Annotated in this window: 30 protein-coding genes and 3 tRNA genes; 20 read left to right on the forward strand and 13 right to left on the reverse strand. The window is 71.2% G+C overall.

Annotated features, from left to right (window positions below; all coding sequences use genetic code 11):
- Window positions 1-1333 precede the first annotated feature (1333 nt).
- Both O7619_RS02905 and O7619_RS02910 read right to left on the reverse strand, forming a co-directional pair.
- Entirely contained in the window at window positions 1334-1990 is a 657-nt protein-coding gene (locus tag O7619_RS02905) for a 2'-5' RNA ligase family protein (RefSeq protein WP_282285504.1), read from the reverse strand.
- A 9-nt stretch (window positions 1991-1999) separates the two neighbouring features.
- Window positions 2000-2785 (reverse strand): GntR family transcriptional regulator, encoded by a 786-nt coding sequence (locus O7619_RS02910; protein WP_282285505.1) that lies wholly within the window; start codon window positions 2783-2785, stop codon window positions 2000-2002.
- A 205-nt stretch (window positions 2786-2990) separates the two neighbouring features.
- Between O7619_RS02910 and O7619_RS02915 the strand changes: the two genes are divergently transcribed.
- The 13 genes from O7619_RS02915 to O7619_RS02975 all read left to right on the forward strand — a co-directional run bounded on the left by O7619_RS02915 (window position 2991) and on the right by O7619_RS02975 (window position 11302).
- Entirely contained in the window at window positions 2991-3389 is a 399-nt protein-coding gene (locus O7619_RS02915) for a transcriptional regulator (protein ID WP_282285506.1), read from the forward strand.
- Window positions 3389-3604 (forward strand): hypothetical protein, encoded by a 216-nt coding sequence (locus O7619_RS02920; RefSeq protein WP_282285508.1) that lies wholly within the window; start codon window positions 3389-3391, stop codon window positions 3602-3604. Before O7619_RS02915 ends, O7619_RS02920 begins: the two co-directional genes overlap by 1 nt.
- A 594-nt stretch (window positions 3605-4198) precedes the next feature.
- Window positions 4199-5845, forward strand: coding sequence for an FtsK/SpoIIIE domain-containing protein (locus O7619_RS02925; protein ID WP_282285509.1), 1647 nt, complete (start codon window positions 4199-4201; stop codon window positions 5843-5845).
- Window positions 5842-6153, forward strand: coding sequence for a spread protein (locus O7619_RS02930; protein ID WP_282285510.1), 312 nt, complete (start codon window positions 5842-5844; stop codon window positions 6151-6153). Before O7619_RS02925 ends, O7619_RS02930 begins: the two co-directional genes overlap by 4 nt.
- Window positions 6154-6178: 25 nt before the next feature.
- Complete coding sequence (locus O7619_RS02935) at window positions 6179-6367, forward strand: hypothetical protein (RefSeq protein ID WP_282285511.1); 189 nt, start codon at window positions 6179-6181, stop codon at window positions 6365-6367.
- A complete protein-coding gene (locus O7619_RS02940) occupies window positions 6364-6621 on the forward strand; it encodes a hypothetical protein (protein ID WP_282285512.1) in 258 nt (85 codons plus the stop codon). The genes O7619_RS02935 and O7619_RS02940 overlap by 4 nt, the downstream gene beginning before the upstream one ends.
- Window positions 6603-7211 (forward strand): hypothetical protein, encoded by a 609-nt coding sequence (locus O7619_RS02945; RefSeq protein ID WP_282285513.1) that lies wholly within the window; start codon window positions 6603-6605, stop codon window positions 7209-7211. The genes O7619_RS02940 and O7619_RS02945 overlap by 19 nt, the downstream gene beginning before the upstream one ends.
- The gene (locus O7619_RS02950) at window positions 7208-7354 is read left to right on the forward strand and encodes a hypothetical protein (RefSeq protein ID WP_282285516.1); all 147 of its coding nucleotides are present in this window, start codon (window positions 7208-7210) and stop codon (window positions 7352-7354) included. The genes O7619_RS02945 and O7619_RS02950 overlap by 4 nt, the downstream gene beginning before the upstream one ends.
- An 81-nt stretch (window positions 7355-7435) precedes the next feature.
- A complete protein-coding gene (locus O7619_RS02955; RefSeq protein WP_282285517.1) occupies window positions 7436-7882 on the forward strand; it encodes a hypothetical protein in 447 nt (148 codons plus the stop codon).
- 6 nt (window positions 7883-7888) lie between these two features.
- A complete protein-coding gene (locus O7619_RS02960; RefSeq protein WP_282285519.1) occupies window positions 7889-8110 on the forward strand; it encodes a hypothetical protein in 222 nt (73 codons plus the stop codon).
- Window positions 8107-9867 carry a replication initiator gene (locus O7619_RS02965; protein WP_282285520.1) on the forward strand — a complete coding sequence of 587 codons (1761 nt, stop codon included), beginning with the start codon at window positions 8107-8109 and terminating at the stop codon, window positions 9865-9867. The genes O7619_RS02960 and O7619_RS02965 overlap by 4 nt, the downstream gene beginning before the upstream one ends.
- A complete protein-coding gene (locus O7619_RS02970) occupies window positions 9864-10070 on the forward strand; it encodes an excisionase family DNA-binding protein (protein ID WP_184680303.1) in 207 nt (68 codons plus the stop codon). Before O7619_RS02965 ends, O7619_RS02970 begins: the two co-directional genes overlap by 4 nt.
- On the forward strand, window positions 10070-11302 hold the full coding sequence (locus tag O7619_RS02975) for a site-specific integrase (protein WP_282285525.1): 1233 nt from the start codon (window positions 10070-10072) through the stop codon (window positions 11300-11302). Before O7619_RS02970 ends, O7619_RS02975 begins: the two co-directional genes overlap by 1 nt.
- A gap of 76 nt (window positions 11303-11378) precedes the next feature.
- On the opposite strand, the gene O7619_RS02980 is transcribed toward O7619_RS02975, so the two are convergent.
- Together O7619_RS02980 and O7619_RS02985 are read right to left on the reverse strand one after the other, a co-directional pair.
- Window positions 11379-11451: transfer RNA gene (locus O7619_RS02980), tRNA-Arg, on the reverse strand.
- Window positions 11452-11487: 36 nt separating this feature from the next.
- A tRNA-Ser gene (locus O7619_RS02985) sits at window positions 11488-11578 on the reverse strand.
- A gap of 134 nt (window positions 11579-11712) precedes the next feature.
- Here O7619_RS02985 and O7619_RS02990 point away from each other — a divergent pair.
- Window positions 11713-13284: a hypothetical protein gene (locus O7619_RS02990; RefSeq protein ID WP_282285527.1), complete on the forward strand. Its 1572-nt coding sequence runs from the start codon at window positions 11713-11715 to the stop codon at window positions 13282-13284.
- Here the strand turns inward: O7619_RS02990 and O7619_RS02995 are convergent.
- Window positions 13245-14018, reverse strand: a complete 774-nt coding sequence (locus O7619_RS02995) for a CPBP family intramembrane glutamic endopeptidase (protein ID WP_282285529.1) — start codon at window positions 14016-14018, stop codon at window positions 13245-13247. The genes O7619_RS02990 and O7619_RS02995 overlap by 40 nt on opposite strands.
- A 121-nt stretch (window positions 14019-14139) precedes the next feature.
- Between O7619_RS02995 and O7619_RS03000 the strand changes: the two genes are divergently transcribed.
- Complete coding sequence (locus O7619_RS03000) at window positions 14140-15261, forward strand: globin domain-containing protein (protein WP_282285531.1); 1122 nt, start codon at window positions 14140-14142, stop codon at window positions 15259-15261.
- 116 nt (window positions 15262-15377) lie between these two features.
- On the opposite strand, the gene O7619_RS03005 is transcribed toward O7619_RS03000, so the two are convergent.
- Entirely contained in the window at window positions 15378-16910 is a 1533-nt protein-coding gene (locus tag O7619_RS03005; protein ID WP_282288654.1) for a peptide deformylase, read from the reverse strand.
- A 318-nt stretch (window positions 16911-17228) separates the two neighbouring features.
- Here O7619_RS03005 and O7619_RS03010 point away from each other — a divergent pair, with 318 nt between their 5' ends.
- Window positions 17229-18005, forward strand: a complete 777-nt coding sequence (locus O7619_RS03010; protein ID WP_282288655.1) for a ferric iron reductase — start codon at window positions 17229-17231, stop codon at window positions 18003-18005.
- A gap of 7 nt (window positions 18006-18012) precedes the next feature.
- Here the strand turns inward: O7619_RS03010 and O7619_RS03015 are convergent, their stop codons facing one another.
- Entirely contained in the window at window positions 18013-19782 is a 1770-nt protein-coding gene (locus O7619_RS03015; RefSeq protein ID WP_282285532.1) for a hypothetical protein, read from the reverse strand.
- Window positions 19783-19990: 208 nt separating this feature from the next.
- Between O7619_RS03015 and O7619_RS03020 the strand changes: the two genes are divergently transcribed.
- Window positions 19991-20695: a class I SAM-dependent methyltransferase gene (locus O7619_RS03020; protein ID WP_282285533.1), complete on the forward strand. Its 705-nt coding sequence runs from the start codon at window positions 19991-19993 to the stop codon at window positions 20693-20695.
- 84 nt (window positions 20696-20779) lie between these two features.
- On the opposite strand, the gene O7619_RS03025 is transcribed toward O7619_RS03020, so the two are convergent.
- The 3 genes from O7619_RS03025 to O7619_RS03035 all read right to left on the reverse strand — a co-directional run bounded on the left by O7619_RS03025 (window position 20780) and on the right by O7619_RS03035 (window position 21912).
- The gene (locus O7619_RS03025; RefSeq protein ID WP_282285535.1) at window positions 20780-21313 is read right to left on the reverse strand and encodes a YbhB/YbcL family Raf kinase inhibitor-like protein; all 534 of its coding nucleotides are present in this window, start codon (window positions 21311-21313) and stop codon (window positions 20780-20782) included.
- A gap of 45 nt (window positions 21314-21358) precedes the next feature.
- Complete coding sequence (locus O7619_RS03030) at window positions 21359-21697, reverse strand: DNA alkylation repair protein (protein WP_282285537.1); 339 nt, start codon at window positions 21695-21697, stop codon at window positions 21359-21361.
- Window positions 21698-21825: 128 nt separating this feature from the next.
- Window positions 21826-21912 (reverse strand) — tRNA-Ser (locus O7619_RS03035).
- A gap of 72 nt (window positions 21913-21984) precedes the next feature.
- On the opposite strand from O7619_RS03035, the gene O7619_RS03040 reads away from it, so the two are divergent.
- On the forward strand, window positions 21985-22959 hold the full coding sequence (locus O7619_RS03040; protein WP_282285538.1) for an NAD(P)H-quinone oxidoreductase: 975 nt from the start codon (window positions 21985-21987) through the stop codon (window positions 22957-22959).
- A 4-nt stretch (window positions 22960-22963) separates the two neighbouring features.
- On the opposite strand, the gene soxR is transcribed toward O7619_RS03040, so the two are convergent.
- The gene (soxR, locus tag O7619_RS03045) at window positions 22964-23407 is read right to left on the reverse strand and encodes a redox-sensitive transcriptional activator SoxR (protein WP_282285539.1); all 444 of its coding nucleotides are present in this window, start codon (window positions 23405-23407) and stop codon (window positions 22964-22966) included.
- A 46-nt stretch (window positions 23408-23453) separates the two neighbouring features.
- On the opposite strand from soxR, the gene O7619_RS03050 reads away from it, so the two are divergent.
- Window positions 23454-24137 carry a transketolase gene (locus O7619_RS03050; RefSeq protein WP_282285540.1) on the forward strand — a complete coding sequence of 228 codons (684 nt, stop codon included), beginning with the start codon at window positions 23454-23456 and terminating at the stop codon, window positions 24135-24137.
- Between the two features lie 10 nt (window positions 24138-24147).
- Window positions 24148-25032 (forward strand): transketolase, encoded by an 885-nt coding sequence (locus O7619_RS03055; RefSeq protein WP_282288656.1) that lies wholly within the window; start codon window positions 24148-24150, stop codon window positions 25030-25032.
- A gap of 86 nt (window positions 25033-25118) precedes the next feature.
- On the opposite strand, the gene O7619_RS03060 is transcribed toward O7619_RS03055, so the two are convergent.
- Together O7619_RS03060 and O7619_RS03065 are read right to left on the reverse strand one after the other, a co-directional pair.
- Window positions 25119-25823: a glycosyltransferase family 2 protein gene (locus O7619_RS03060; RefSeq protein ID WP_282285541.1), complete on the reverse strand. Its 705-nt coding sequence runs from the start codon at window positions 25821-25823 to the stop codon at window positions 25119-25121.
- Window positions 25824-25902: 79 nt separating this feature from the next.
- Window positions 25903-26502: a hypothetical protein gene (locus tag O7619_RS03065; RefSeq protein ID WP_282285542.1), complete on the reverse strand. Its 600-nt coding sequence runs from the start codon at window positions 26500-26502 to the stop codon at window positions 25903-25905.
- Between the last annotated feature and the right edge of the window lie 4 nt (window positions 26503-26506).

Genomic DNA, 26506 nt, shown 5'->3' on the forward strand with positions numbered 1-26506 from the left:
GACCTTGTCGCCCTGACCCTGGTCTGCTCGGCTTGCCTGGGTCGGTGGCTGGCGGGATGGCATCCCACCTCAACCACTCTCCTACCGGAACTTTCGGCAACTCCATCTCGGAGTCGTCTGGCCCCCGCCGGAGGCACAGCTCTAACCCGGCCCTCTTACTCACCCACCACCCCCACACCCACCTCTATCCCTTCCCCACCTGGGGCCAGGCCGACCGTGCGGAACCGTTCGGCAACTTCGTCCGCCGCGGTTGGTCTGCCGGATCTCGTGCTGCTTCGGGATCGTCGGCATCGGGTGGAAGCGTGTACGCCTGGCCTTGGTCGTCCTTCGGGACTCGTCACCGGGTCACCTCACTGACCCAGGTGTGACGCGCGGGGCGGGGCGTGGGGTTCGGGCCGGCTGATTTTCCGCCCCGGCACCGTAGGTGCCGGGGCGGCGGCTCCGCAGGAGCCGTTTGCCGCGCCCCGGCCCGCGCCGCGCGGAACGCGCTTGATCTAGTACAGGCCAATTCGGCAACAGATCACGGACAGCGCGCCGATTCGACTCGGCCGGCACCAATACAGCCTCTCCCGAGCCGCCGTGGTCTGGTTGCTGCCTCGGAGAGCCGCTGAAGCGCCATCGTTGTAGGACGCAGCGCCATGCTGGCTCGCCCTTCCTCGGTCGCCTTGCACTCAAGCTTCTCTACCCTCGGTCGTCCCTCACGACTTGGCTCTCGCCGGTCCCTCCGTCCCTCCCCGTCACAACTCCGCCGAGTCACCCAAGGGGCTGGCATTACACACAAATAACCCAGAACGGTTTAAAAACCTAGATCATCTTTGCAGTCTGCAATTTGCATGTGCAAAAGGTTTTGACCAGTTAAGACATGCAATATCTCTATAAATTGTCCTGTCACAGACCTTCGGCGTCGCACAAATTCTTGGGATACTCCACGAACGGAGGTCACTTTCGACCATCCAAGTCGTTTTGAGGAGAGAGCGGGCAGAGCGCCTGCTTGGGATGGGGCGGCACGGCGACTTCCTAGGGCACCAGTGCCGCCCCGCACCTGCAACTTCGACTACGCAAAGGCGCAGGTTCGATGAGCGTAACGAATGGCCGACGCAAAAAGTCTCGGCAGAAGCGGAAGTATGTCCGTAGAAAGACCTGGTCAGCGGCGGAGTGGGTAGCCGTACTCGGTGCTCTGACCGCCTTGTTGGCTGGACTTGCTGCCCTCATGGCTGAAGCCGCAAAGATCATTCTCTGACTGCTAGGCCGGAGAGGCTGCTGGCCGCCTCTCCGGCCTAGCGCTGGAGTAGGCGCAGAGCGATCGGCCTACTCACGGCATCCGTCCGCCTGCTCAGGTTCTCCTAGCTAGAGGAAGCCTCTCGATCGTCTGCCACTCGTACATCTGGCGATCACGGTGCATCTCGATGAGGTCGACGTGGGTGATGGTCAGGCGGGCCTTCTCGGCCTCGGTCTGGTTGACCATCTTGACGTAGGGCGCCGAGGATCCGTCCGCGGTGAGGTAGGCGACGCTGACGTGAGGCCGGAATCTGTCGGCGTTCTCGGGCACCTGCTCTTCACCAAACACGCGGCCAATCGCAGTGCGCGTCAGGCGCCGCAACTCCTGCACTGGATGCGGAGGCTCGGCGGGCATGACGATCGCTTCGTCCGCGACGATCACGGGACCGAACTCCACCTCAAACGCCGGAACAGCGGCCAGCAGATTTCGGGCCTCCTCCACGAGCTGACTGAGGACAGCCGGTTGGATCCCATCGGTGAAGCCAACGCCCTGCATGGTGAGGTGTAGCCACTGGTCCGGTATCAGGGTCAAGCTGGGCATCTCTGCGAGAGCGGTCCGGTACGTGGCGGCCAGGTCGTGAAGGGCTGGCTGGTTGTCGAAGGTGATGTGGAAGGCGAAGAAACGGCGCCCGACGTGCCAGCCAGGGCGCCACCACCAGTGGTTGCGTACCTGCTCGGCGTTCTGGCCGGGCGGAAGGTCAGCAAGGGACACCTAGCCTCCTCAGATCTCGGACGGGGCGTCGGGCTCGGCTGGTTCCGGCTCCACCTCGTACTCGTCGATCACGACAATGCGATCCGCTGGCCACACAGACTCCGAGACTTCCAGCAGGGAGCCGTCGTCTGCTCGGGCGACGTGGATCACCTGCATGACCGGGGCTCCCGTCGGCAGCTCCAACGCTGCTGCCTCTTCGGCCGTGGGAAGCCGGGAAAACCAGTGGTCGCGGGCGGTGGCGTAGCGCTTGCCGCTCAGCTCTTCGATGCAGAGGAACAGGGCTTTCGGCACCACCTTGGGCTCTTCGAGGTAGGTACCGCCGGCAACCTCGGTGAGGATGTAGCTAGCGCCGATCTCCTCAGGCCGACCGGTCTCGCGGTCGTAGAGGTGCCGACGACGGACCACTACCTCTGTGCCGGCTGGCAGATCCATCGCTGCGGCAATCTCACCTACGACCGGCGCCCGGCCTGCAAACACGATCTCGTGACGCAGATGAGCAGTGAGCAGCTTCTGATCGCTCCTGGCCCGTCCGTACCGGTGCCGCGAGCGGCGTTGAAGGCGCCGGCTTTCACGCACGAACGTGCCGACCCCATGCCGGGACTCGATCAGCCCTTCTGCTCGAAGAACGCCAATGGCGTTACGCAGAGTGATCGGACTGACTCGGAAGCGCTCGGCCAATGCCGTCTCGGCCGGCAGACGTTCCCCCGCCTTGATCTGGCCATCGCGGATACTCCGCCGCAGCTCTGCTGCGATCTGTAGATATTTAGGCGCTTTAGCGCCCAGGTCGTCGGTCATCGCCGTCCTAACTCGGTCCGTCCTCTCAAGGACAACCCCTCTACTTCACTCTACGTGCGTTGAACGTCTAACGCATCGACCCTTCTCGCACCTCACGCCAAACACACTCCTATAGAGGACTTGTGAAGGTGCCATCGCTGCGCTACGGTCCTCTATAGGTCTACATGAGTAGACGAAGCGTCCCGACGCATGGAGGTAAAGAGCGATGGCTCTCCGTGGTGGTACTCGGTTCTCGGTTCCGTTCGAGGCGGTCTTTCCGCATGGCGCGGTGTTCGTGCCGGACTCGATCGCGGAGGCGCAGGACTTCAACGAGGTGACTCGTCAGCGGACGCCGGCGAAGGACAAGGTGACGGGGCAGCGGGTGTGGCAGTGCCGGGTGATGGACATGGACCCGGAGTTGGGGTCGCGGTCGCGTGAGGTGGCAATCAAGATCCTGGCCGATGTGCAGCCGGTGCCGCCGGTGGGTCCGTTCGAGCGGGTGGAGTTCGAGGGCCTGAACGTGACGCCCTACGTGGGTAGCAACGGTCGGCTCGCGTTCTCGTACCGGGCGACCGGACTGGTGGCGCCGAAGACGCTGGCGGAGTCGCGTGGGAAGGCCGCCTGATGGCCGGCGGGGCGCACATCACGGCGAACGTGCACGTGAGGCCGGACACGGAGTTGTCGTTCTCGCTGTATCCGACGCAGGAGCGGGTGACGGTGCAGATCGGCGGTGCCGATGGTGACGTGACCCTGTTCCTGCCGCGCAGCGAGATCGACCGGTTGGCCGGTGTGCTCGCTGACGCCGGTGAGTCCTTGTCGGTCGGGCTGGCCGCGGCCTGACCTGCTGGCGGGGTGACTGGTGTCGCCGCACGCCGGGCTTCGATTTCGGTTCGGCGTGCGGGGCGAGGTCAGTCAGCCGACTGGCTCAAAGGGTGGTCCGCCGAGAGTTGCAGCTCCCGGCGGACCGGTCGGCAGGACACGGGAGGTCCCACCGATGGCTAAAGGTACTCGCCCGCCGTCGTGTACGTGCGGCAACTCGGGTGCGTGTGGCTACTGCCCGCAGATCGCGGTGATCGCGACCCGGCAGGGTCAGGTGTCGGGCTCGGGTAGCGCTGGCAAGGCCAGCCGTGACGCGGCGGCTCGCATCGAGCGGCGTCACCGCTGACAGCAACTGAAATTGATGGCGCGGGGCGGTCTCGGCCCTAGGAAAGCTTGACCGCCCCGCTGCCCTCACAAAACCCTCTCGGCCTGGAAGGGCAGGTTCATCATGCCTGTTGTCCTGGACTGGACGCGTGGTGCGGGTGCCGGCGATCCGGTTCCGTGTGTCATCTGCGGTAAGCCCGCGATCTGCCGGAGCCCGTCGGGTAAGCCGGTGCACAAGGGCTGCGCTGAGGCGTGGATCGAGCAGCGCAACAGCCGTCGGGCGGTGGCGTGATGGTGCGCGCTCCGCTGGTCAACTTCCGCCGGTTCCAGATCACCGCGCCGTGGCCGCTGCTCTGGACCGTCACCGCGCTGTTCCTCCTGTTCCGCCTCCTCACCGCCGTGGTCCGCCTGGGCGTGTTCGTGCTCCGGCACTGGCGGGCGTGGCCGGCTGTCGCCCTGGTCCTGTTCGCCGTCGACACCTACCGGGCGCACGGGTGGTGGCCGCACCTCCTGGTCGCTGTCGTCCTCAGCACGGCCGGCGGCTGCTGGTGGTGGCGTGGTCGGGACTCGTTCCACCGCCACGTCGTCCTGCGCGGCGTCTCCATCTGGCGGCGGTTGTGGGTGTATCGGCGGCAGTGGCACGAGGTGATGTCGCTGTGCGGGCTGGTGAAGAAATACGACGGCGGGGAAGTCGTGCCGCGGCTGTTGTCGCTGCGCTGCTCCTACGCCACCGACGAACTCGTCCTGCGGATGCCCAAGGGCCAGAACCCGGAGGTGTACCACAAGGCCGCCCGCGACCTGGCGTACTCGTTCGGTACCCGGCACTGCCGGGTCTTCTCCACCCGCCGCCACCCCATCCCCCACCGTGCTGGTCGTCTCGCGTTCGTGCTGCGGCTGATCGACCGGGTGCGCCTGCGGGACCGGCCCCGGCACGTGTGGCTGGTGTTCATCCGCCGCGACCCGCTGACCCGCATCGTCGCCCCGCTGCCGGTGCCCGCTCGCCCGGACTTCACCGCCCTGCCCCTGGGGCTGCGGGAGGACCTGGCCGTCTACGCCTTCCGGCTCCTCGCGACGCACGTGCTCATCGGCGGCGCCACCCGGATGGGCAAGGGCTCGGTCATCTGGTCCCTGCTCCGGGCACTGGCGGCGGGGATCCGGTCGGGGCTGGTGCGGGTGTGGGCGATCGACCCGAAGGGCGGCATGGAACTGGCGATCGGCCGGCCGCTGTTCTCCCGCTACGTCGACGACGACTGGACCCGCATGGCCGACCTCCTCGACGACGCGGTGGCCCGGATGCGCGCCCGCCAGCAGATCCTGCGCGGCAAAGCCCGCGTCCACACCCCGACCGTCGATGAGCCGCTGATCGTCGTCGTCATCGACGAAATCGCCGCCCTCCTGGCCTACCTGCCCGACAGCGAGATCCGGACCCGGATCACGCAGGCGCTCGGGCTGCTGCTGTCGCAGGGTGCCGGCCTCGGCGTCCTGGTCGTCGCCGCCACCCAGGACCCCCGCAAGGAAGTCGTCTCCGTCCGCGACCTGTTCCCCACCCGCATCGCCCTCGGCCTGACCGAACGCGGCCACGTCGACCTGCTCCTCGGGGACGGCGCCCGCGACCGCGGCGCCCTCGCGGATCAGATCCCCCTGTCCGGCAAGGGCGTGGCCTACGTCCTCCTCGACGGCCAGCCCGAACCGGCCCGGGTCCGGTTCTCCTACCTCTCCGATGACGTGATCCGGGAGATGGCCGCGACCTTCCCGGCTCCGCCGGAGACGCAGCCGGAACCCGTCATGCAGCCGGCGGCGCCCATGCCTCGCGCGAGCACTGGCAACGGTCGGCACATCTACCGACCCACCCCGAAGCAGGGTGCGCCGCTGCTGCCGTCGTCGCTGCTCAACGCCCTTGACCTCAACGGCACCACGAACGGGAGTGACCCCCGATGACCCACGAGCAGATCCCCGAGGGCGCTGCGGTGCGGGTGCCCTACGCCGACGAACCCGACCAGCAGACCCCGGAACCGCGCCGCTTCTACCGGCTGCGCGCCCCGCACGTCGACAAAGCCTCCGTGCCGGTCACGGTCCGGGTCACCCCGGACGCCGACCTCTACGTCGCCGTGGGTGCCGGCCGGCGGCGGATGTACCTGACGCCTGCGGAGGCGTGGGCGCTGTGGCGCTGCCTGTCCGAAGCCGTCGCCTCCACCGGCGAGCCACCGGAGTGGATCCGCGTGCACGTCAACCCCACCACCCGCTAACCCGCCTGCCTCCTTGGAGATCCCGATGGCTACCCGTCGTCTCAACCTTCGGCCGATCCGCCGGACCTGCCTCGACCTGCTCCACGTCGACCCCGACCAGACCTGCCCCTACTGCGCACCCGACCCCGACAGCACCGACGTCATCGCCGCCGCGCTGCGCCAGCACGCCGAGATCGCCGCCGAAGACGCCGAAGCCTGGGGGTGGGCGGCATGACCGGCCGTTCCGGACGCGGTCCGTTCGCGCTGCCGGTCGCGGTGTTCGTCGTCGGCTGGGGCGGCCCCTTGCAGCTCGTCACCGACCCGGATGACTGCTCGCTGTGCCAGCAGCGCGGCGAGGTGCAGATCTGGAACCCCGAGATGACCGACGGCCTGACCTACGAACTGACCTCGCCGGCTCACCGCATGTGGAAGGTCCCCTGCCCGGTCTGCCGGCACGCCGACTTCACCCGATGGGAGGCCCCGAAGTGAGCGCCACCCGACTGAACACGAGCCGACTCGAAGCCCTCGCCCTGGTCCTCATCCTCCTCATCGTCGCCGGGACCGCCGGGTGGGCGTCGTTCTCCCACGTCCACGACTGGACCATGCGCCACGTCCCCGACGGCACCCCCGACGCCTTCGGCTGGGCCAACGCCGTCCTGTCCGACCTCGTACCGGTCGCCTGCCTGCTCGACATCCGCCGACGCCGACGCCATCGGGACCCGATCGGCTATCCGGTGTTCCTGATGCTGGCCTTCGCCGCGTTCTCCCTCGCCGCGCAGCTCGCCGTGGCCGATGCGAGCCCGTCGGGGTGGCTGCTGTCCGCGCTGCCCGCCCTGGCGTTCATGGCCCTGACCAAGCTCGTCTTCACCGGCACCCCCACCCCAGCAACCGCCCCCGCCCGGCCGACCCCGGCTCCCGCGCCGGGCCGGGAGCCCGTCGACGCCGAACCCATCGACGTGCCCGCCGCCGCGGCACCCGTGTTCACCCCGCCGACTCCCGCTCCGGTTCGGTCGGCGCTCGTGTCGTCGGTCGTTCAGGCCCCGCGCAACGGCCACATCGTCTCGGAGGTCACCCGATGAACCAGCCCACGCAGCCACCCCTGATGGACACGTGCGCCGTGTGCAACGGCCCCATCGAGTACGTCGACGTCAAGGACCCCTACTGGCGGCACACCGACATGCGCAACCTCGCCAAGCCCCACGGCGCCCACCCCCGCCGCTAGCCACCGACCACCGCTGCGGCGCGGCCGACCCACCCACGACCGCGCCGCAGCACCCCACCGAGCCAGAGCAGGAGAACCCTGATGCCGTCGCCCACCCGCACCGCTCTCGCCCACCGCACCGGCCCCACCACCCTGACCCGCCGCGTCATCGGCACCCCCGCCGAAGTCGCCGCCGCCCTCGCCGTGCTCCGCGACTCGGGCCGGCTGATGTTCGCCGACCGCCCCCGCCAGCACCCCGACGGCCGGGTCACCGTCACCGTCCGGTTCCTCGACACCGCCCGCACCAACCCGCCACCGGTAGTGCGTCGGCTGCGCCGCGGCCGGGTCATCGCCGCCACCGCCATCACCGCCACCGCCGTCGGCGCCCTGGCCGGCATCGGCTACCTCGCCGCCCAGGTCGCCCACACCGTCCAGCGCCACGCGCCCACCGCCGTCGGCGTCGTCCTGGTCCTCATCGTCCTGGCCGTGTTGCTGCTGCGCCGCAAGACCACCTGCGCCGGGCTGCACTGCTCGGGATGCCGGCACTGACCGCCCATGAACACCGGTCGGCCCACCTACTGCGCCCGCTGCCACAGGTGGGCCACCGCCCTCATCGAAGCCGGCCACCCCGGCACCGGCCGCTACCGCGCCGAAACCGCCTGCGCCCGCCACGAACCCACCGCCCGCCGCTGGGCCAGCCACGCCGGCTCACCCCGCACCACCCCTATCGGCGGCGCACCCGCTGTCCTGTTCGAGCTCCCGGAGGTGACCCGATGACCGCCCCGACCCTGCCCGGCCTCACCCCCGACCCCACCCCGCCGACCGCCGGCCCGGTCGCCCCCGTTCCCCCCGACCTCACGCCGGCGCCCGGCACCCGTGCCGCTCGCCTCGCGCTGCCGATGTCGCGGAAGATCGTCACGGAGATGGCCGCCGAGTACGGCGTGTGCCTACACCCGGTCACCCTGCGCCGCACCGACCTACACACCGGCCACACCGAAGTCGTCGACCTGCCCTGCGGCTCCACCCGCGACGACAAGTGCGAACCCTGCGCCAAACGCGCACGCCGGCTACGCCAAACCCAGATCCGGGAAGGCTGGCACCGCACCGACGAACCGGCGCCCGGACCGAACCCGGCCACTGATGCGCAACGGGAGCTGATCCTGCTGCGCGCCCATTTGGAGTTCGCCCGCGACGAAGCCCAACGCGCCGCCCAGTTCGACCAGCTCCCCGACATCGACGACGCCATCAGCGAAGTAGAGGAAGCCATCGCCGCCGAAGGACTACGCGGCGCCGTCGCCCCCACCCACGACCAGGACGACGACGACAACCACGGCCGACGCAAGCGCTCCACCCGCCGCCGCCAAGACGCACCCGACCTACCCCGCAAGAAGGTCGAGCCCCGCACGGTCGGGAAGGTCTACACCGCCCCCGACGGCACCGAACACCGCCCGTCCATGTGGCTGTCGCTCACCCTCGACACCTACGGCCGGGTCCTACCCGACGGCACCCCCGTCAACCCGGACACCTACGACTACCGGCACGCCGCGTGGGACGCGGTGCACTTCGCCCGGCTCCTCGACCGGTTCTGGCAAAACCTCAGGCGGTGCGCGGGCTGGAACGTCCAGTACGCCGGCTGCGTCGAGCCCCAACGACGCCTCGCCCCACACGCACACTTCGCCATCCGCGGCACCATCCCCCGCGCCGTGCTGCGGCAGGTCGCCGCCGCCACCTACCACCAGGTGTGGTGGCCCGCCGCTGATGAACCGGTGTACTCCTTCGACCGGCCTCCGGTGTGGGACGCCGACCGCGCCGAGTGGATCGACCCCGACACCCGCGAACCGCTGACCGCGTGGGCTGACGCCCTGGACCTCATCGACACCGACCCCAACGCCCAACCCGCGCACGTGGTCCGCTTCGGTCCGCAGGTCCATGCCGAAGGCGTCACCCCCGGCACCGTCCACGCCAACCGCACCATCGGCTACATCACGAAGTACATCACCAAGAGCGCGGCCGACTGCCACAAGCCCGACACCGACCGACAGCGCGACCACCTCGACCGGCTCTGGCACCAACTCCGGGTCACACCGTGCAACGAGCGGTGCGCCAACTGGCTGCTCTACGGCATCCAACCCAAGAAGGCACACGGACGCCTGCAAGCCGGCCGCTGCAAAGGCAAAGTCCACCAACGGGCCACCCTCGGCATCGGCGGCCGGCGCATCCTCGTCTCCCGCGACTGGTCCGGGAAGACCCTCGCCGACCACCGGGCCGACGCCCGCGCCTGGGTCCGCAACCTCCTCGGCGTCACCGTCGGCGCCACCGACGCAGACGCCGTCGATCAGGACGACCCACCCGCCTACGCCTGGGAACTCGCCCGACCCGACGACCCCGACCTACCGCCCCTGCAACACCGACTCCTCAAAGCCCTGTCGCAACGCGCCCAGTGGAAGGCGGCACTGCTCGCGGCGAGAGACAGAGCGTCAACAGGTTCCGCCTACCCGCCGAACAGACCGCCTGACGGAGAGAGGACACCATGAGCACCCGTTCCCAGCTCTTGGCCCCGAAGTGGTACTCGCCCGCTGAGGTTGCTGCCTTGCTCGGCTTCGGCTTGTCGAAGGTCAAGATGAAGATTGCCACCGGTGAGCTGCGCTCCGTGAAGGACGGCAAGTACCGCCGGATCCTGCCGGAGTGGGTCGACGAGTACATCCGGGATCAGGTCGAGCGGCAGGAGGCGGCCTGATGACCGGACGCACTCGCGCCAACGGCGAAGGATCGATCTTCCCCTACCGCAACGGCTACGCCGCGTACGTCTGGGTCAACAAGCCGGACGGCAAGCGCGATCGCAAGTACGTGTACGGGCAGACCCGGGAGATCGTCCACGAGAAGTGGCTGAAGCTGCATCACCAGGCCAAGGCCGGCCCGGTGGCCACCCGCGTGCCGACTCTCGCTGGATACCTCGGCTACTGGCTGGAAGAGATCGTGAAGCCGAACCTCGCGCCGGCTACCTACGTCTCGTACGAGGGTTTCACTCGCCTCTACATCGTGCCGGGCATCGGGGCGAAGCGGCTCGACCGTTTGCAGGTCAAGGACGTGCAGACCTGGATCAACAAGGTGGCGCGGACGTGCCAGTGCTGCGCTCAGGGCAAGGACGCCGCCAGGCCGCTGACCAAACGACGCTGCTGCGCGCTCGGCGCCTGCTGCAACGCCGTCCCGTCCGACAGTGCGATTAAGGGGCTGCGGGCGACGCTGCGAGCCGCGCTCTCTCAGGCCGTGACCGAGGAACTGATCAGTAAGAACGTGGCGGCATTGGTCAAGCTGCGCACCACCCGCAAGAGGCCCGGCACGGCGTGGGACAGCGACGAGGCACGTCGATTCCTGGAAGCGACACGGGCTGATCAGGACCCGATGTACGCGGCATGGGCGTTGCTGCTGGTGCTCGGGCTGCGTCGCGGGGAACTGCTCGGCCTCGGCTGGGACGACGTCGACCAGGCGGCCAGCGAAATCAACGTCGCCTGGCAGCTCCAGCGCATCGGCGGACAGCTCGTGCGCCGGGAGACCAAGACAGCGGAATCCGATGCCTCTATCCCCTTGCCCGACATCTGTCGGACCGCCTTGGCCATCCGACGCGCGGAACAGGCGGCGGACCGGAGAGCGGCCGGCGAGGTGTGGCAGAAGTCGCCGCTGGTGTTCACGACCCGCTTCGGTACGCCGATTGAGCCGCGGAACTTCAACCGGGCGTGGGACGCTCGGGTCCACCGCTACGGCCTGCGGAAGATCACTCCGCATGGCGCCCGGCGGACCTGCGCGAGCATCCTGGCGGATCTCGACGTGCATCCACGGGTGGCGATGCAGATCCTGCGGCACGCCGATTTCAAGGTCACGATGGAGATCTACACGCGCGTCAGCTCGAAGCAGACGCGGGAGGCGTTGAAGCGCCTGGGCGACCGGATGAACGGCACGGAATCGGCATGACCGCTGCTGTACTTTGCTGCTGTACGGCACGGAAAAGGGGCCGTATCGGCTTCCCGAAACGACCCCTGACCTGCTGTGCGCCCGAAGGGACTCGAACCCCTAACCTTCTGATCCGTAGTCAGATGCTCTATCCATTGAGCTACGGGCGCTCAGTGCTCGGCCAGTCTACACACCCGGCTTTTGCGCGGAGACTCCGGGATTCGAACCCGGGAGGGGCTTTAAGACCCCAACCGCATTAGCAGTGCGGCGCCATAGACCAGACTAGGCGAAGTCTCCCCGGTGCCCCGAAGGCCACCGCGCCCGAGGATACAGGTCCGCCCCCACCGGGAGCAAAGCGACTACCGGCGCCCGGCCGGGCCGTCGTGTTTCCACCGTGTGCCAGGTCACCTCCGCGACTACGCTCCATCGATATGCAGGAGCAGCCGCCGAGCGATCCCCCCGCCGCCAAGGCCCGGCGGAGCCGCTCCCCCCGACCGACCTTCAGCCCGCCGCCCGCGCCCGAGCCGACGCCGCCCGACGCGACGGGCGACATCCCGCCACGGAAGCGGGCACGCCGGGCCGCACCGACCGTGCTCTTCCAGCCGCCCGCGCCGGCCCCGGACGACGCGCCGGCCCTCGACGGACCGCCGGCTCCACGCCCGCGTCCGGCCGCGGAGACGTCCACCACCGATCCGGGTACGCCAGCCGGCGCGCCGCCCGCAGAGCCGTCCGCGTCCGGTTCCGGCGCGCCTGCCGCGGCGACAGGTACGACCAAGCCACCCGCGTCCGCCGACGAGGCAGCCTCGAAGCGGGCGGCCCGCACTCCCGCCGAGAAGAAGGCCGCTCCGAGCGCGCGGAAGGCCGCACCGGCCGCCCGGAAGGCCGCACCGGCCCGGAAGACTCCCGTCTCGCCGGACATCGCCGCACCGACCGGCGGGGAGCCGGATGGGCCCGACGGCGCGTCGGAGGAGGCCGGAACCGCACCTCGGGCGACCCGGGCCCGCCGGACCACCAGGAGTGCCCCGGCCGCGAAGACCAACCCGGCGAAGCGCGCGACCAAGCGGACGCCCGCCGGGTCTTCACCGGACACGGCGGCTGGCGACGACCACGAGCCCGCGGCAGCCGCCGGCGTCTCCCCCGGGCTGGACACGGAGGCGTCCACCGGACCCGCCGTCACCTCTGGGCCGGACGCGCAGGCGTCCACCGAACCGGCCACCACCACCGAGCCGGACGCCAAGACGTCCACCGGGTCGGCTGTCACCACCGGGCCGGTCCCGGCACCGACGACACCCGAGCAGGGCAGCGTCGCGCTGAGGAGCGCGGCGGATGCGCGTACCCCGGTGGCGGGTTGGCGGGCGGTGGGGCCGCGCCTGCGCGACCACCCGGGGCTCGCGCCGGAGCTGCTGGCCCTGGCCGCGGTGGACGCGCTCGGGCCACGGGCCCGGAGCTGGGTGGAGCAGGTCCGGCGGGCCTATCCGCTGGCGGACGCCGACGGGGTGGCCCGGCTGGCGACCCGGCGGTTCGTCCGGATGGCCGGTACGGGCGGCGCGTTGGCGGCGGGGGCGGGGGTGTTCGCGCCGGCGGCGGAGCTGGCGGCGGTGCTCTGGACGCAGGCGAACCTCGTGCTGCACGTGGCCGCCGCCTACGGCCACGACCCGGCGGATCCGGACCGGGCGGCGGAGTTGCTGGTGCTGACGTCGATGCACCCGGACGAGGGTGTGGCGCGGGCGGCGCTGGCGGCGGCCCGGGAGGTCGGCGAGCCGGCGGACGGGCCGTGGGGCCGGGTGGCCGAGGCGGCCTGGCGGCTGGCCACGCCGGTGACCGCGCAGGCGGGCGGTTGGCTCGGGTTGCGGCTGGCCGCGCGGTTGCTGCCGGGTGCGGCGGTGCTGGCGGCCGTGACCGGCGGCACGGCGGCGGCCGAGCGGGTCGCCGGCCGGGCGGTCGGCCGATACCGGTCGACGGGTCAGAGCCAGCCGAACCAGGATCTGGGCAGCAGCGCGTAGCCGACGAAGGCGACCACGTCGAGCAGCGTGTGCGCGACGATCAGCGGGGCCACCCGGCGGGTACGCAGGTAGAACAGCCCGAAGACCACCCCCATCACGGCGTTGCCGACGAACGCGCCGAAGCCCTGGTAGAGGTGGTACGAACCGCGCAGCACGGCGCTTGTCGCGAGCACCGCGCCGATCCGCCAGTTGAGCTGCCGCAGCCGGGTGACCAGGTAGCCGACCACGATCACCTCCTCCAGCACGGCGTTCTGCACGGCGGCGAGGATCAGCACCGGCACCGCCCACCACAGGTGCGGCAACCCGGCCGGCACCAGTGTGGCGTTGGCGCCGATCTGGGCGGCCACCCAGACCAGCCCCAGCCCGGGCAGGCCGATGAGCGCGGCCAGGCCCGCGCCCCGGACCAGGTCGGAGCCGGGTCGACCGAGGTCGACGCCGAGCGTCCGCGCCGGGTCGCCGGGGTCACGGGCCAGCAGGTGTACGGCGAGCAGCACCGGCAGCAGCGCGAAGGCGATCCCGAGCAGTTGGTAGGTGAGGTCGAGGTACGGCCGGGTCGAGGCGGACGTGTTGAGCGCGGCGGTCTGCTTCGACAGCCCGCCCGACGCGGTGAGCTTCGCGATCAGCGAGACCAGGGCGTACACGGCCGACTGGCCCAGGGAGAGACCGAGCACGAGCAGCGTCTCGGTGCCCAGCACCCGGCGGGAGACCGGGCGGGCCAACTCGTCGACAGTCACCGGACCATGAAACCACTTCGACGGTCAGGTGAGCCGGTCGCACATTCTGTGCGACCGGCGGACACGCTCCGTGGACATTCTGTCCGGGCCGATCCGCCGCCCGGAGAAGGAGCGTGCCCCTGTGGAGAACGTCGCGCGGCTGCTGAAGGAGAGCTGGGCCCTGGTCGAGGAGCGCGGGGAGCGGCTCGCCGGCCACTTCTACGCCCGGCTGTTCCTGCTCGACCCGGAGCTGCGCAAGCTCTTCCCGGTGCAGATGAGCGGGCAGCGCGACCGGCTGCTGGAGGCGATCGTGACGGCCGCCCAGACGGTGGACGATCCGGAGACGTTCGACGAATATCTGCGCGCGTTGGGGCGGGACCACCGGAAGTACCACGTGTCGGCCGACCACTACGGGACGCTCGGCGTCGCCCTGCTGGACGGGTTGCGGACGGTCGCCGGGGACCGCTGGAGCCTGGAGTACGACCAGGCGTGGCGGGAGGCGTACGCGAGCATCAGCGCGCGGATGCTCGCCGGCGCGGAGGCCGACGTTAATCCGCCGTTCTGGCACGCGGAGGTGCTGACCCACGAACGGCTCGGCCCGGACACGGCCGTGTTGACCGTGCGGGCGCTCCAGGACCCCCTGCCCTGGCAGGCGGGCCAGTACGTGAGCGTGGAGGTGCCGCGTCACCTCCCGCAGACGTGGCGGACGTACTCGGTGGCGAACGCCCCGAACGAGGAGAACGTGCTGGAGTTCCACGTCCGCACGCCGGCCGGGGGCGCCGGTTGGGTGTCCGGCGCGTTGGTCCGCCGGACCAGGCCGGGCGACCTGCTGCGGCTGGCCGCGCCGATGGGCTCGATGACGTTGGACCCGGACTCCACCCGGGACATCCTGTGCGTGGCGGGCGGGGTCGGGCTGGCCCCGGTCAAGGCGCTGGTCGAGGAGCTGACCCGGGTCAACCGGACCCGCTGGGTGCACGTCTTCTACGGCGCCCGCCGCCCGGACGAGCTGTACGCGCTGCCTGGGCTGGAGGAGTTGGTGACGACCTATCCGTGGCTGTCGGTGACGCCCTCGGTCAGCGACGACCCGGACTTCGCCGGTGAGCACGGTGACCTCGCCGAGGTGGTCGCCAGGTACGGGCCGTGGACCACGCACGACTGTTACGTCTCCGGGTCGGCCGCCATGGTCCGGGCGACCCTGCGGGCGCTCGCCGCCGACGACGTCCCGCCGGACCACATCCGGTACGACACCTTCGGCACCCTCTGAGACCTTGCTCCCCCCAAGCCGGGTCGCGTGCCCCCGCCCCCTGGGGCACGCGACCCGGCCCCCCGTTTTCCGGCGCGCGGGTCGGTCCGGCAACCGGCCCGTGCGCCGGAGCCGTGTCAGTAGCGCCAGGGGGTGCCGGTCTCGCGGTATTCCTCCACGGGCACCAGCGGCACGCCGGGTGCCATCCGGTCGACGTAGAGCCGCCCCTCCAGGTGGTCGATCTCGTGCGCGACCAGCCGTGCCATGGCGTACTCGAACGACGTGATGACCCGGCTGCCGTCCCACTGGGCGTGTTCCACGTCGATCCGCAGCGGGCGGGGCACCAGGCCACGGTGGTCGAAGAAGGAGAGGCAGCCCTCGTACTGCTCGTCGGTCTCGGTGGCGGCGTCCACCACGCGGGGGTTGAGCAGCACGACCGGCTCGGCCGCCCGGTCGGCGGGCCGGACCAGCGCGGCGGCCCAGCCCAGCCCGAGCTGCGGCGCGGCGAGGCCGACGCCCTTGCTGAACGGGTGCAGCTCGTCGAGGCGGGCCAGCATCCCGGCGAGCCGGTCGACCACCTGCCGGGCGTACCCCTCCTCGGCCGGCAGGTCGAACTGGCGGGCGGGTTGCCGGAGCAGGTCGTCGCCGCGTTGCAGGATGCCCACCGCGCGCATCCGGTCGCTGGCGCGGACCCGGGTCTCAGCGGCGGGCGCGCTGTCCGGTTCGGCGTCCGGTTCCGGGTTGCGGAACCGCCACTGCAACCGGTAGCGGGCGTTCAGCGGCGGGTCGTCGGTCCCCCAGTCGTAGCTCACCCGGTCGCCGTCCACGGTGCGCTGGATCGGGGTACGCAGCGGCCCCTCCTCCGCCGACAGCGAGGTCTCCGCACCCCACACCTTGGGGTCGAGGTCGGCGGGCAGGTCGAGCCGGACCGCGAGGTGCCGGGTGGGCAGTCGTACGGCGCGCTGGAACCAGGGACCCCACTTGTCCCGGCCGACGCGGTACGCGTACTCGATGGTGACCCGGTCGCCCGGGTAGAGCGGGAAACGGCCCTCGTCGTTCTCGAAGAGCAGCCAGATCTCCTTGAACGCGTCCCGGTCGTGCTTGGCCCGCCAGTGCATCGGCTCGCGCCCGCCGCCGTCGTCCCGGAAGGCGGCGAGTTGCAGCTCGGCGAAGGTGAGCGGGTGCTCCCGGTGGTGCCGGTTGGAGCGGCCCGGGTCGTTGGGGTAGCGGTCGACGGCGACCCGGACCAGGTAGCGGCTGACCGGCTCGGTGCCGGCGTTGTAGAGCTCCCGCCGGATCGCGCAGTGGTAGCCGTCGCCGGTGTGGGTGAGCGTGGCGACCTCGCGTTCGACCACCAGCCCGGTGCCGGGTGGCAGCCACTGGCCGGGTACGGGTGGGTCCCGGTGCGCCCCGGTGCCGCGGCTGTGCCGCAGTTCGTCGTACTCCCGGAAGCGCTGCCAGATCGCGCCGCTGGCCTCCAGGACGGCCTCGGCCCGGCGGGCGAAGTCCTCGGTGGGCCGGTGCCGGCGTCCTTCGACGTGGCTGACGTAGGACGGGTCGAAGCCCATCAGCGTCGCCAGTTGCTTCTTGGACAGCCCTCGGCCGGTCCGGTGCCGGGCGAGTTCGGTCGCGAACGAGTCGGCGGCACGCTCGATCGGTGAGGTCATCAGCTTCCTCGCACGCGGGAAGACCATTTTCACGTTTCGTGGCCGAGCGTGTACGGAAACTGCCTCGTATTCGACACTCACCTTGACATTTCAACGGTGAACGTCGATGCTTGCGCGCGCCTGGCGGTGCTCCGGCCGGCGTTTTCCGCCCACCCCGCCGGGTAGTACGGACGGCGACGGAGTGACCGGGACCTCCCTACACCGATCCGTGGCACCACTTTTCCTCCACCCGGTCCTGTGGTTAGGCTAGCCTTAGCTTCGGTCGACGGCACGCGCCGGCCGACGGGCGACCAGACAGGGGACGGCCAGGTGACTGCGGTGATGCCGGCGCGCGACGTCGCCAGCCCGTTCGCCCCGGTGACGGCCACCCTGCGCGCCATGTTCGGCACCGACGACCTGCCCGGGCTCGCGCCCGGCCTGCTGGTCCGCGACGAGCTCGACCGCTGGGCGCCGGCCACCCACCTGATCGACGGCACCCTGCTCCCCGCGTTCCTGACCGCCGCCGGCCGGCGCTGGGGTGGCACCCCGCACGCCTGCGCCGCGCTCGCCTGGAAGTCCTACAGCTACTGGACCGCGTTGCCGGCCGTGCTCGGCTGGGCCTCGGCGCGGCGGGTTCCGCTGCTCGACCCGGCGACCGTGCTCGTGCACTTCGAGGACCACCACCAACTGCTCACCCTGGGCCTGCGCGCCGGCACCCCGGTGGCCGTCCTGCCCGGCGACCCGCTGGCGCTCGCCGGCGCGCCGGGCGTCCGCGTGGTCGCCGACGAGGCCGCGCTGCTCGACGCGCTGCGCGCCACGCTGCTCGACGCCCACTTCGCCCCGCTGATCGCCGCCATCCAGGGTGAGGTGCGGATCGGCACCCGTACGCTGCTCGGCTCGGTCGCCTCCGGCATCGCGCACGGCATCCTGCGCGCCGCGGACGTGCTGCCCGGTCCGAGCGCGGCGGCCGTCGGCGCGCTGCTCGACGCGCTCGACCTGGCCGACCTGGTCGAGTTGGTGCCCGGCCCGACCGGCGAGCCGACCGTGCAGCGGCGCACCTGCTGCCTCGCCTTCACGCTGCCCCGGCCGAAGGTCTGCCAGGGCTGCTGCGTCCGCTGACCGTCGGTCAGTCGAGGAGTGGGCGCACGTCCCACAGCCAGATTCCGCCGGTGCGGGTCGGGGTGATCCCGGTCAGTGCGGTCATCGCCCGGCGCAGCGACTCGGCCTGCCGCAGCCGGGGGTCGAGGATCACCGCCCCGGTCCGCCACCAGCGCAGGTCGTCGACGGCGGCCAGCCGGTCCGCCGGGGTGATCGGCGGGACCGCGTCGGTGCGTCGTACCGTCTCGAAGAACATGCTCGTGGGGCGCGGCGGCGCGGTGAAGAGCGCGACCCGGTCGGCGCCCGGACGGGTGTCCGGATAGAGGAAGTAGCCCCGGGCCAGCGGCATCTCCAGGCGGGTCTCGGCGGACCAGCGCAGCGGGACCGCGTAGGTGGTGTCGGGCAGCGGCAGCGTGACGATGCTCCGCCCGCCGGCCACGTAGGGCCGCCATGCCCCGGAGGTGACGAACGCCGGCGTCGGGTCCAGGCGCGTGGCGGGCAGCGGGGTGGGCAGGATCGGCAGCAGCGCCATGGCGAGCACGGTGCCGGTGGCGAAGCGGATCTGGCCCCGCGCGGCCGGATGCCGGTGGGCCAACCGCCGCGCCCGCTCGGCGCCGAGCGCCAGCAGCACGCCGATGATCGGGGTGAGCGCGAGCGACCAGCGGGTGGGCACCACCGAGTGCAGGACCGGCAGGTTCTCCAACGCGGCCCAGGGGCCGGGAACGCCGGTGTCCCGTCCGTCGAAGTGGATCTCCCGACCGAGCGAGAAGAGACCGAACACCACCCCGACCGCGGCCAACCCGAGCACCACCGCGTTCCGGCGCAGCCACCAGACGAGCGCGGCGACGAGCACCACGAGCGGCCAGCCGAAGAAGGCGTTCTCCTCGGTGGCGTTCTTGACGAGCGGGGCGCTGCCCCGGGCGTCGCCGGCCACCGACTCCCGGGACCACGCGAGGTAGGCGGCGAGGTCGGTGGAGTAACCCCGGATCAGGGTGGAGAGCCCGGAGTACGCGCCGGGGCCGGCGAACTGCACGTGGAGCGGGTACGCGAGCAGCGCCCCGGCCACCACGGCGGCCACCCCGAGGCCGGCGGCGAAGGGTCGGGCCGCCGACCGCAGCGCGGGCCGCCCGAGGGCGAGCGCCAGCACCACCACGCCCAGGCCGATGGCGGTCATCAGCAGGATCTCCAGGTTGAGGAAGGACTGCCAGACGATCACCAGGCCGAGCAGCAGCCCGTTGCGTAGCCAGCGGCCGGGCTGCGCCAGTCGGAGCGTCCGCCAGATGATCAGCGGCACCACGAACTGGCTGACGATGTTGGGGTGGGCGTTGGCGTGCGACACCATGGCCGGCGCGAACGCGCAGAAGCCGGCACCCAGCCAGGCCGGGCCCCGGGCGCCGACGACCACCCGGGAGAGCAGGAAATACCAGGCGGCTCCGGTGGCGGCGAGGCCGAAGGTGAGGAAAATGAGAAACGACCAGCGCGGTCCGCACCACACCGTGACCGGCGACAGGGGCAGCGAAATGGATAATACGGACGTATTCGCCATCAAATTGACGACGTCCGGCACATTCATGCGGTCGGAGGTAAAGGGATAGGCGAAATCCGTGACGACGCGCGCACCGTGCGCCATCATCCATTCGAACTGCGCCTGATCGGTGCGATTGTCCCGTACGCCGTTCGCCGGGTCCGCCCAGAGCCGGGCCGTCACCCAGAACGCGAGCAGCACGAAGCTGAGCACGGCGAGCACGTCGGCACGCCGCCCCGGCCGAGGATCCGCGCCCGATTGCGGAGTAGTCATAACATTTCAGAGCGTAGTCAGTTTATGACGGCCCCGTGACATTTTCCGAGGACTCACGTAGTATGTGCCGAGTTCGCCGACCGCCGATCACGTGCCCCACCCGACCGCAATTCGGCCACCCCCGGTGCCCCGATTTTCGCCTCAGCCATCCAGATGGTTGACTCTGACGGTCCAGGCGCGGGTCAGGAATATCGTGAGGAATCGACGCATGGCAGAAATCACTGGGGATCAGCGCGTCCAGGCGGAGGTGCTCGAAGGCCTGGCCACAGCCGTCAACCACCGTCGCTGGTTCGTCGAGCTGGCCCTGCCCTACCTCGGTGACAACCCCATCGAGATCGGCAGCGGCCTGGGCGACTACGCCCTCGAATGGATCGAGCGCATCCCCCGGATCACCGCCACCGAGGCCGACCCGGACCGACTCGTCAAGCTCAAGGAGCGGCTGGCCGAGCACCCCGGCGTCGAGGTCCGGCAGATGCTGCTGCCCCACACCGAGCGCGGCGACTACAGCGCCGCCGTGTCGTACAACGTGCTGGAACACATCGACGACCACGTGGGCGCGCTCCGCAGCATGCGCGACCTGGTCCGCCCCGGCGGCGCGGTGATCATCATCGTGCCGGCGTTCCAGTTCGCCATGGGCCCGGCGGACATCGCCACCGGGCACGTCCGGCGCTACACCAAGAAGACGCTCGCCACGGCGATGACCGACGCCGGGCTCACCGTCGAGAAGATCCACTACGCGAACGCGCTCGGCCTGATCGGCTACTTCATGGCCACCAAGGTCTTCCGGCTGATGCCGAAGGAGGGCCCGATGGTGAAGGTCTACGACACGCTCGTGCTGCCCGCCACCAAGGCCGCCGAGCAGCGGCTGCGCCCCCCGTTCGGCCAGTCCGTGTTCGCGGTGGCCCGGGTGTAAGGCGGGGGCCCCGCTTAACGTTTTCGGTATAGGCGGGGGCCCTTCTTAACACCTACCTGTTAAGAAGGGCCCCCGCCTTACACCTCAGTCCTTGAGCTGGTACGTCGGGCGGATCACGGCTCGGGCCAGGGTGTGGAACGCGAGGTTGAAGCCGACGTAGGCCGGGGTGGCCTCCCCGCCCACACCGAGGCGCTCCACGTCGACCGCGTGCACCGCGAAGACGTACCGGTGCGGGCGGTCCCCCGGCGGCGGCGCGGCGCCGCCGTAGCCGGTGTCGCCGTAGTCGTTGCGGATGCTGAACGCGCCGCCGAGGTCGGCCTCCCGCACCGAGGTGGGCAGCTCGGTGACCGAGGTGGGCACGTCCACGAGCACCCAGTGCCAGAAGCCGCTGCCGGTCGGGGCGTCCGGGTCGAAGCAGGTGACCACGAAGCTCTTCGTCTCGGCCGGGAAACCCGACCAGGACAGGTGCGGCGAGACGTTCTCACCGCCGGCGCTGTCGTGCGCGTACCGGGCGTCCATCGGCTCGCCGTTGTGCACGTCGTCGCTCGTCAGGTCGAACGACGGCACGGTCGGCAGCAGCTCGTACGGGTCCGGGGCGATCGGTCGTTCCAGGGTCATCGAAACGGGTCCTTCCGGGTGCGCGGGAAAATGTCCTGCGCCCCTTCATACCCCGCTGTCGTGCTGCCGGCGCACCATCTCGGTGATCCAGACCGGCGCGTACGGGGACGTGCAGCCCGGCGGCGTCGGATAGTCCCTGAGCACCGCCAGGCGCTCCCCGATGTCGACCGCCCGGGCGCGCAGCGCCGCGTGCTCGATCCCGATCTGGGCCAGGCAGTGGTTCATCGCCCACTGGAGGCGGTCCGGGGCGTCCCGCATCTCCGCCTCGATGACGTCGAGCAGGCCGGGCAGGTCGAGCCCGGCCGGTCTCCGCGCCACCCGTTCCGTGGTCAGTGCCCAGCCGGCGCTCGCGACCAGCGGATCCGGGTCGGCGAGCCACGCCACCGCAGCGACTCGGCGTGCGGGCTCTTCTTCACCAATTGACCACGCGGACCTTCGGCTCGTTGAGGCCGGCTCGGCCGTCAAGTCGGCCACCGCCGCGTCCGTCACCGCTGCCTCCTGGGTGTCGCGGGCGGAGGGTGTGGGATTCGAACCCACGAAGACATCGCTGCCTTACCGGTTTTCAAGACCAGCGCCATCGGCCACTAGGCGAACCCTCCCGGCGCGCTCCCACGAGGGGTACGCGACCGCGCCTAGTCTGCCATGAACCGCGGATCGGGTAAGACTGTGCCATGCGTGCGATCACGATCAGCGAACCCGGCGGACCCGAGGCGCTCGTCTGGGCCGAGGTCCCCGATCCCGAGCCCGGCCCCGGCGAGGTGGTGGTCGACGTGCGGGCCAGCGCGGTCAACCGGGCCGACCTGCTGCAACGGCAGGGCCACTATCCGCCGCCGCCGGGCGCGCCCGCGTACCCCGGGTTGGAGTGCTCGGGGACGGTCCGGGCGCTCGGCGCCGACGTGACCGGCTGGTCGGTGGGGCAGGAGGTCTGCGCGTTGCTTGCCGGCGGCGGCTACGCCGAGCAGGTGGCCGTGCCGGCCGGGCAGTTGCTGCCGGTGCCGGCGGGGGTGGACCTGGTCGACGCCGCCGCGTTGCCGGAGGTGGCCTGCACCGTCTGGTCGAACGTGGTGGACCTGGCCCGGCTGGCGGAGGGGGACACGCTGCTCGTGCACGGCGGCGGCAGCGGCATCGGCACGTTCGCGATCCAACTCGGGGTGGCGCTCGGCGCGACGGTGGTGGTGACCGCGCGGGCGGCGAAGCACGAGCGGCTGCGTGCACTGGGTGCCGCGCACACCATCGACTACCGGGAGCAGGACTTCGTCGAAGAGGTACGCCGGGTGACCGGCGGGCGCGGCGCGGACGTGATCCTGGACATCATGGGCGCGTCCTACCTGCCCCGGAACGTGGCGGCGCTGGCGACCGGCGGGCGGCTCGTGGTGATCGGCATGCAGGGCGGCCGGAAGGGCGAACTCGACCTCGGGATGCTGCTGGCGAAGCGGGCCTCGGTGCACGCGACCGCGTTGCGCTCCCGGCCGCTCGCCGAGAAGGCGGCGATCACCCGGGGCGTACGCGAACAGGTGTGGCCGCTCGTGGCGGCGGGCCGGGTCCGGCCGGTGGTGCACGCGCGGGTGGGCCTGGCCGACGCCGCCGACGCGCACCGGCTGGTGGAGACGAACGACCACCTGGGCAAGGTGCTGCTGGTGCGGTGACGCCTCAGTCCCGGGGCAGCACGAGACGCGCGCCGGGTCCTTCGGCGGCGAGCGAGTCGGCGGGGTTGTAGAGCGTGCAGCGCTGCAACGACAGGCAACCGCAGCCGATGCAGCCGTCCAGGTCGTCGCGGAGCTTGCCGAGCAGCCGGATCCGCTCGTCCAGCCGGTCCCGCCAGGCCCGGGACAGCGCGGCCCAGTCCTCCGGGGTGGGGGTACGCCCGGCGGGCAGCGAGTCGAGCGCCTCCCGGATCTCGTCGAGCGAGACGCCGACCTGCTGGGAGATCCGGATGAAGGCGACCCGGCGCAGCTCGGTGCGGGCGTAGCGGCGCTGGTTGCCGCCGGTGCGCGCGGCGTGGATCAGGCCGAGCCGCTCGTAGTAGCGCAACGCGGAGGGGGCCACGCCGCTGCGGTCGGCGAGCTGGCCGATGGTCAGGGTTGCCTCGTGCATCACAGGACCTTGAGGTGAAGTTCGGTTGAGGTTCGAGGCTATCGGCATGACGACGACCACCGCCACCGAGTTGGCCACGCTGCTGGATCGGGTACGCGCCGGCCGCGAGTTCGGCCCGAACGTGTACTCGACGCTCGACGTGCTCCAGGTCCTCTACGACCGGGTGCTGCGGATCACCCCGGCCACCGTGGACGATCCCGACCGGGACCGGTTCCTGCTCTCCAAGGGGCACGCGGTCGCCGGCTACTACGCGCTGCTCGCCGCCCGGGGCTTCGTACCGGTCGAGTGGCTGGACGACCAGGGCGGCCCGGCGAGCCGGCTCGGCGACCACCCGGACCGGACGTTGGTGCCCGGCGTGGAGGTGGGCTCCGGCTCGCTCGGCCACGGGCTCGGACTGGGCGTGGGCGTCGCGCTCGGCCTACGCGCCCAGGGACGCACCGACCCCCGGGTGTACGTGCTGCTCGGCGACGCCGAACTGGACGAGGGCGCCAACCACGAGGCGATCGCCTACGCGGGCGCGACCGGGCTGGGCAACCTGACCGCGATCGTGGTGGACAACCGCTCCGCCACGTACGGCTGGCCCGGCGGCGCGGCCAGCCGGTTCACCGTCAACGGGTGGACCGCCGCCACCGTCGACGGCCACCACCACGACGCCCTGCACGCCGCCCTGACCGGGCACGACCACCACCGGCCGCACGTCGTCGTCGCGGCCGTCGCCGACGGGAAGTGACGCCATGACCATGCGCGACGTGTTCGTGTCGAGCGCCGAGGAGGTGCTTGCGGATCCCCGCAGCGTGCTCGTGCTGGCGGACATCTCCGCCGCCGCGTTCGCCCCGGCCGCCACCAGGTACCCGGGCCGGGTGGTGAACGTCGGGATTCGGGAACAGCTCATGATCGGCGTGGCCGGCGGGCTGGCGTTGACCGGGCAGCGGCCGATCGTGCACAGCTACGCACCGTTCCTGGTCGAGCGCGCGTACGAGCAGATCAAGCTGGACCTCGACCACCAGGGCGTCGGTGCGGTGCTGGTGAGCATCGGCGCCTCGTACGACCGGGCGGCGGCCGGACGCACCCACCTCGCGCCGGCCGACGTGGCACTTGTCGACACGCTCGACGGGTGGACCGTGCACGTGCCCGGCCACCCCGACGAGGTACGCCCGCTGCTGCGCGACGCGGTGTGCGGGCGGGACCCGGCGTACCTGCGACTGTCCACCGCCCGCAACGCGCTCGCGTACCCGGAGGCGGGTGGCCTGCGGGTGGTCCGCGACGCCGGGCCGGGGGCGGCGCTGCTGGTGGCGGTCGGGCCGGTGCTGGACGCCGCGCTGCGCGCGGTGGCCGACCGGCCGGTCACGGTGGCCTACACCCACCGGCCGCGGCCGTTCGACACCGCCGGGCTGCGGGCGCTCGCCGGCGCCGAGGTGATCCTGGTCGAGCCGTACCTGGCCGGCACCTCGGCCCGGGTGGTGGCGGAGGCGCTTGCCGACCGGCCGCACCGGCTGCTCTCCCTCGGCGTGGGCCGGGCGGAGTTGCGCCGCTACGGCACTCCGGAGGACCACGACCGCTGGCACGGGCTGGACGAGAGCGGCCTGCGACGCTCGGTCGACGCATTCCTCGACCCGACCGGCTGACCGCCGACACGACAGGAGACCCCACACCGCTCGCGACACGACAGGACCCCGCACCGGCGACGGTGCGGGGTCCTCGGTCGTGCGGGTCAGCGGGTGGCGGCGGCCGGGCGGCGGCGGGCGCGCTCGCGGGCCAGGATCCAGATCGCCTCGACGCCGTCCTTCCAGGTGATCTTCTTGCCCTCCTCGCGACCCCGGGCGCGGTAGCTGATCGGCACCTCGTAGGGGCGGATGCGCCGGCGGAGGAGCTTGCCGGTGACCTCGGCCTCCATGCCGAAGCCCCGCGAGCGCACCTGGAGCGAGCGGTAGAGCTCCAACGGCATCAGCTTGAAACAGGTCTCCAGGTCGCCGATGTAGGAGTTGTAGAGCATGTTGGCGGCCAGCGTGACGCCCTTGTTGCCCATCACGTACCAGAAACTGTAGGAGCTGTGGCTGCCGAAGGTGCGGTTGCCGTAGACCACGGTGGCGTGCCCGTCGAGCACCGGTTGCAGCAGGCGCGGGATGTCCTGCGGGTCGTATTCGAGGTCGGCGTCGAGGATGACCATGTACTGGCCCTCGGCGTTGTCCACGGCGGTCTTGATGGCCGCGCCCTTGCCGGCGTTGCGCTGGTGGGTGATCACCCGCAGCCGGGCGTCGTCGACCCGGCCGAGCACCTCGCCGGTGCCGTCCCGGCTGCCGTCGTCCACGACGACGAGCTCGATCTCGCACGGATAGTCAACCGCCAACGCCTGCTTGAGCGCATCCGCGATGCGTTCTTCCTCGTTGTAGACCGGCATGAGGATCGAGAGCTTCACGGGTTCTCCACGGAGGCGATGGCAAGTCGGGGCTTAGCGTAGCCTGGCGGGCTCGTCAGGTCACAGCAGCCCGCCCACCCTACTGCTGCTTGAGGGGCACCACGATGAGCCGGGCCTTCCCTTTGTCGCCCTCCTTCGTCCCGGCCACGCCGACCGTCGTCCCGACCTTCACGTCGGTCGACCGGATCGTGGCGCGGTGCTCGACCACCCGCAGCTTCTCGTCGAACGTCCACGTCATGGTGAAACCGTCGGTGGACTTCACGGTCACCGACGTCGCGTCGATCGCGGTCACCGCCCCGCGCTGGACGGCGACGGTCTTCGTCCCGTTCTCCTTGGTCTGCACCACGACCTCGCCGTGCAGCCGGTTCTTGCGCAGCAGCACCCGGGCCCGGTGCCGCTTGCGCCACTCCTGGGCCCGGTCCCCCTTCCGCTTGGGTCCGGCCTCCGGCGTGGCGGAGCCCGACGGGGCCGGGGCCGCGACCGGGTCGACGTCCAGGTCGGCCGGGTCGACGCCGAGCGCGGCCAGCGCCTGCCCGTCCACGCCCATGGCGGCGGCCACCTCGACCGCGCTCTCCCCGGCCGCGCCGACGCCGGACTGTGCCGCGCCGCAGCCGGCGAGGCCGAGCGCGGCGGCGGCGAGCAGTGCGGTGGCGCCGGTGACGATTCGCTGACGTGCCATCGGT

The organism is Micromonospora sp. WMMD998, assembly GCF_029581235.1.
Lineage (GTDB): Bacteria > Actinomycetota > Actinomycetes > Mycobacteriales > Micromonosporaceae > Micromonospora.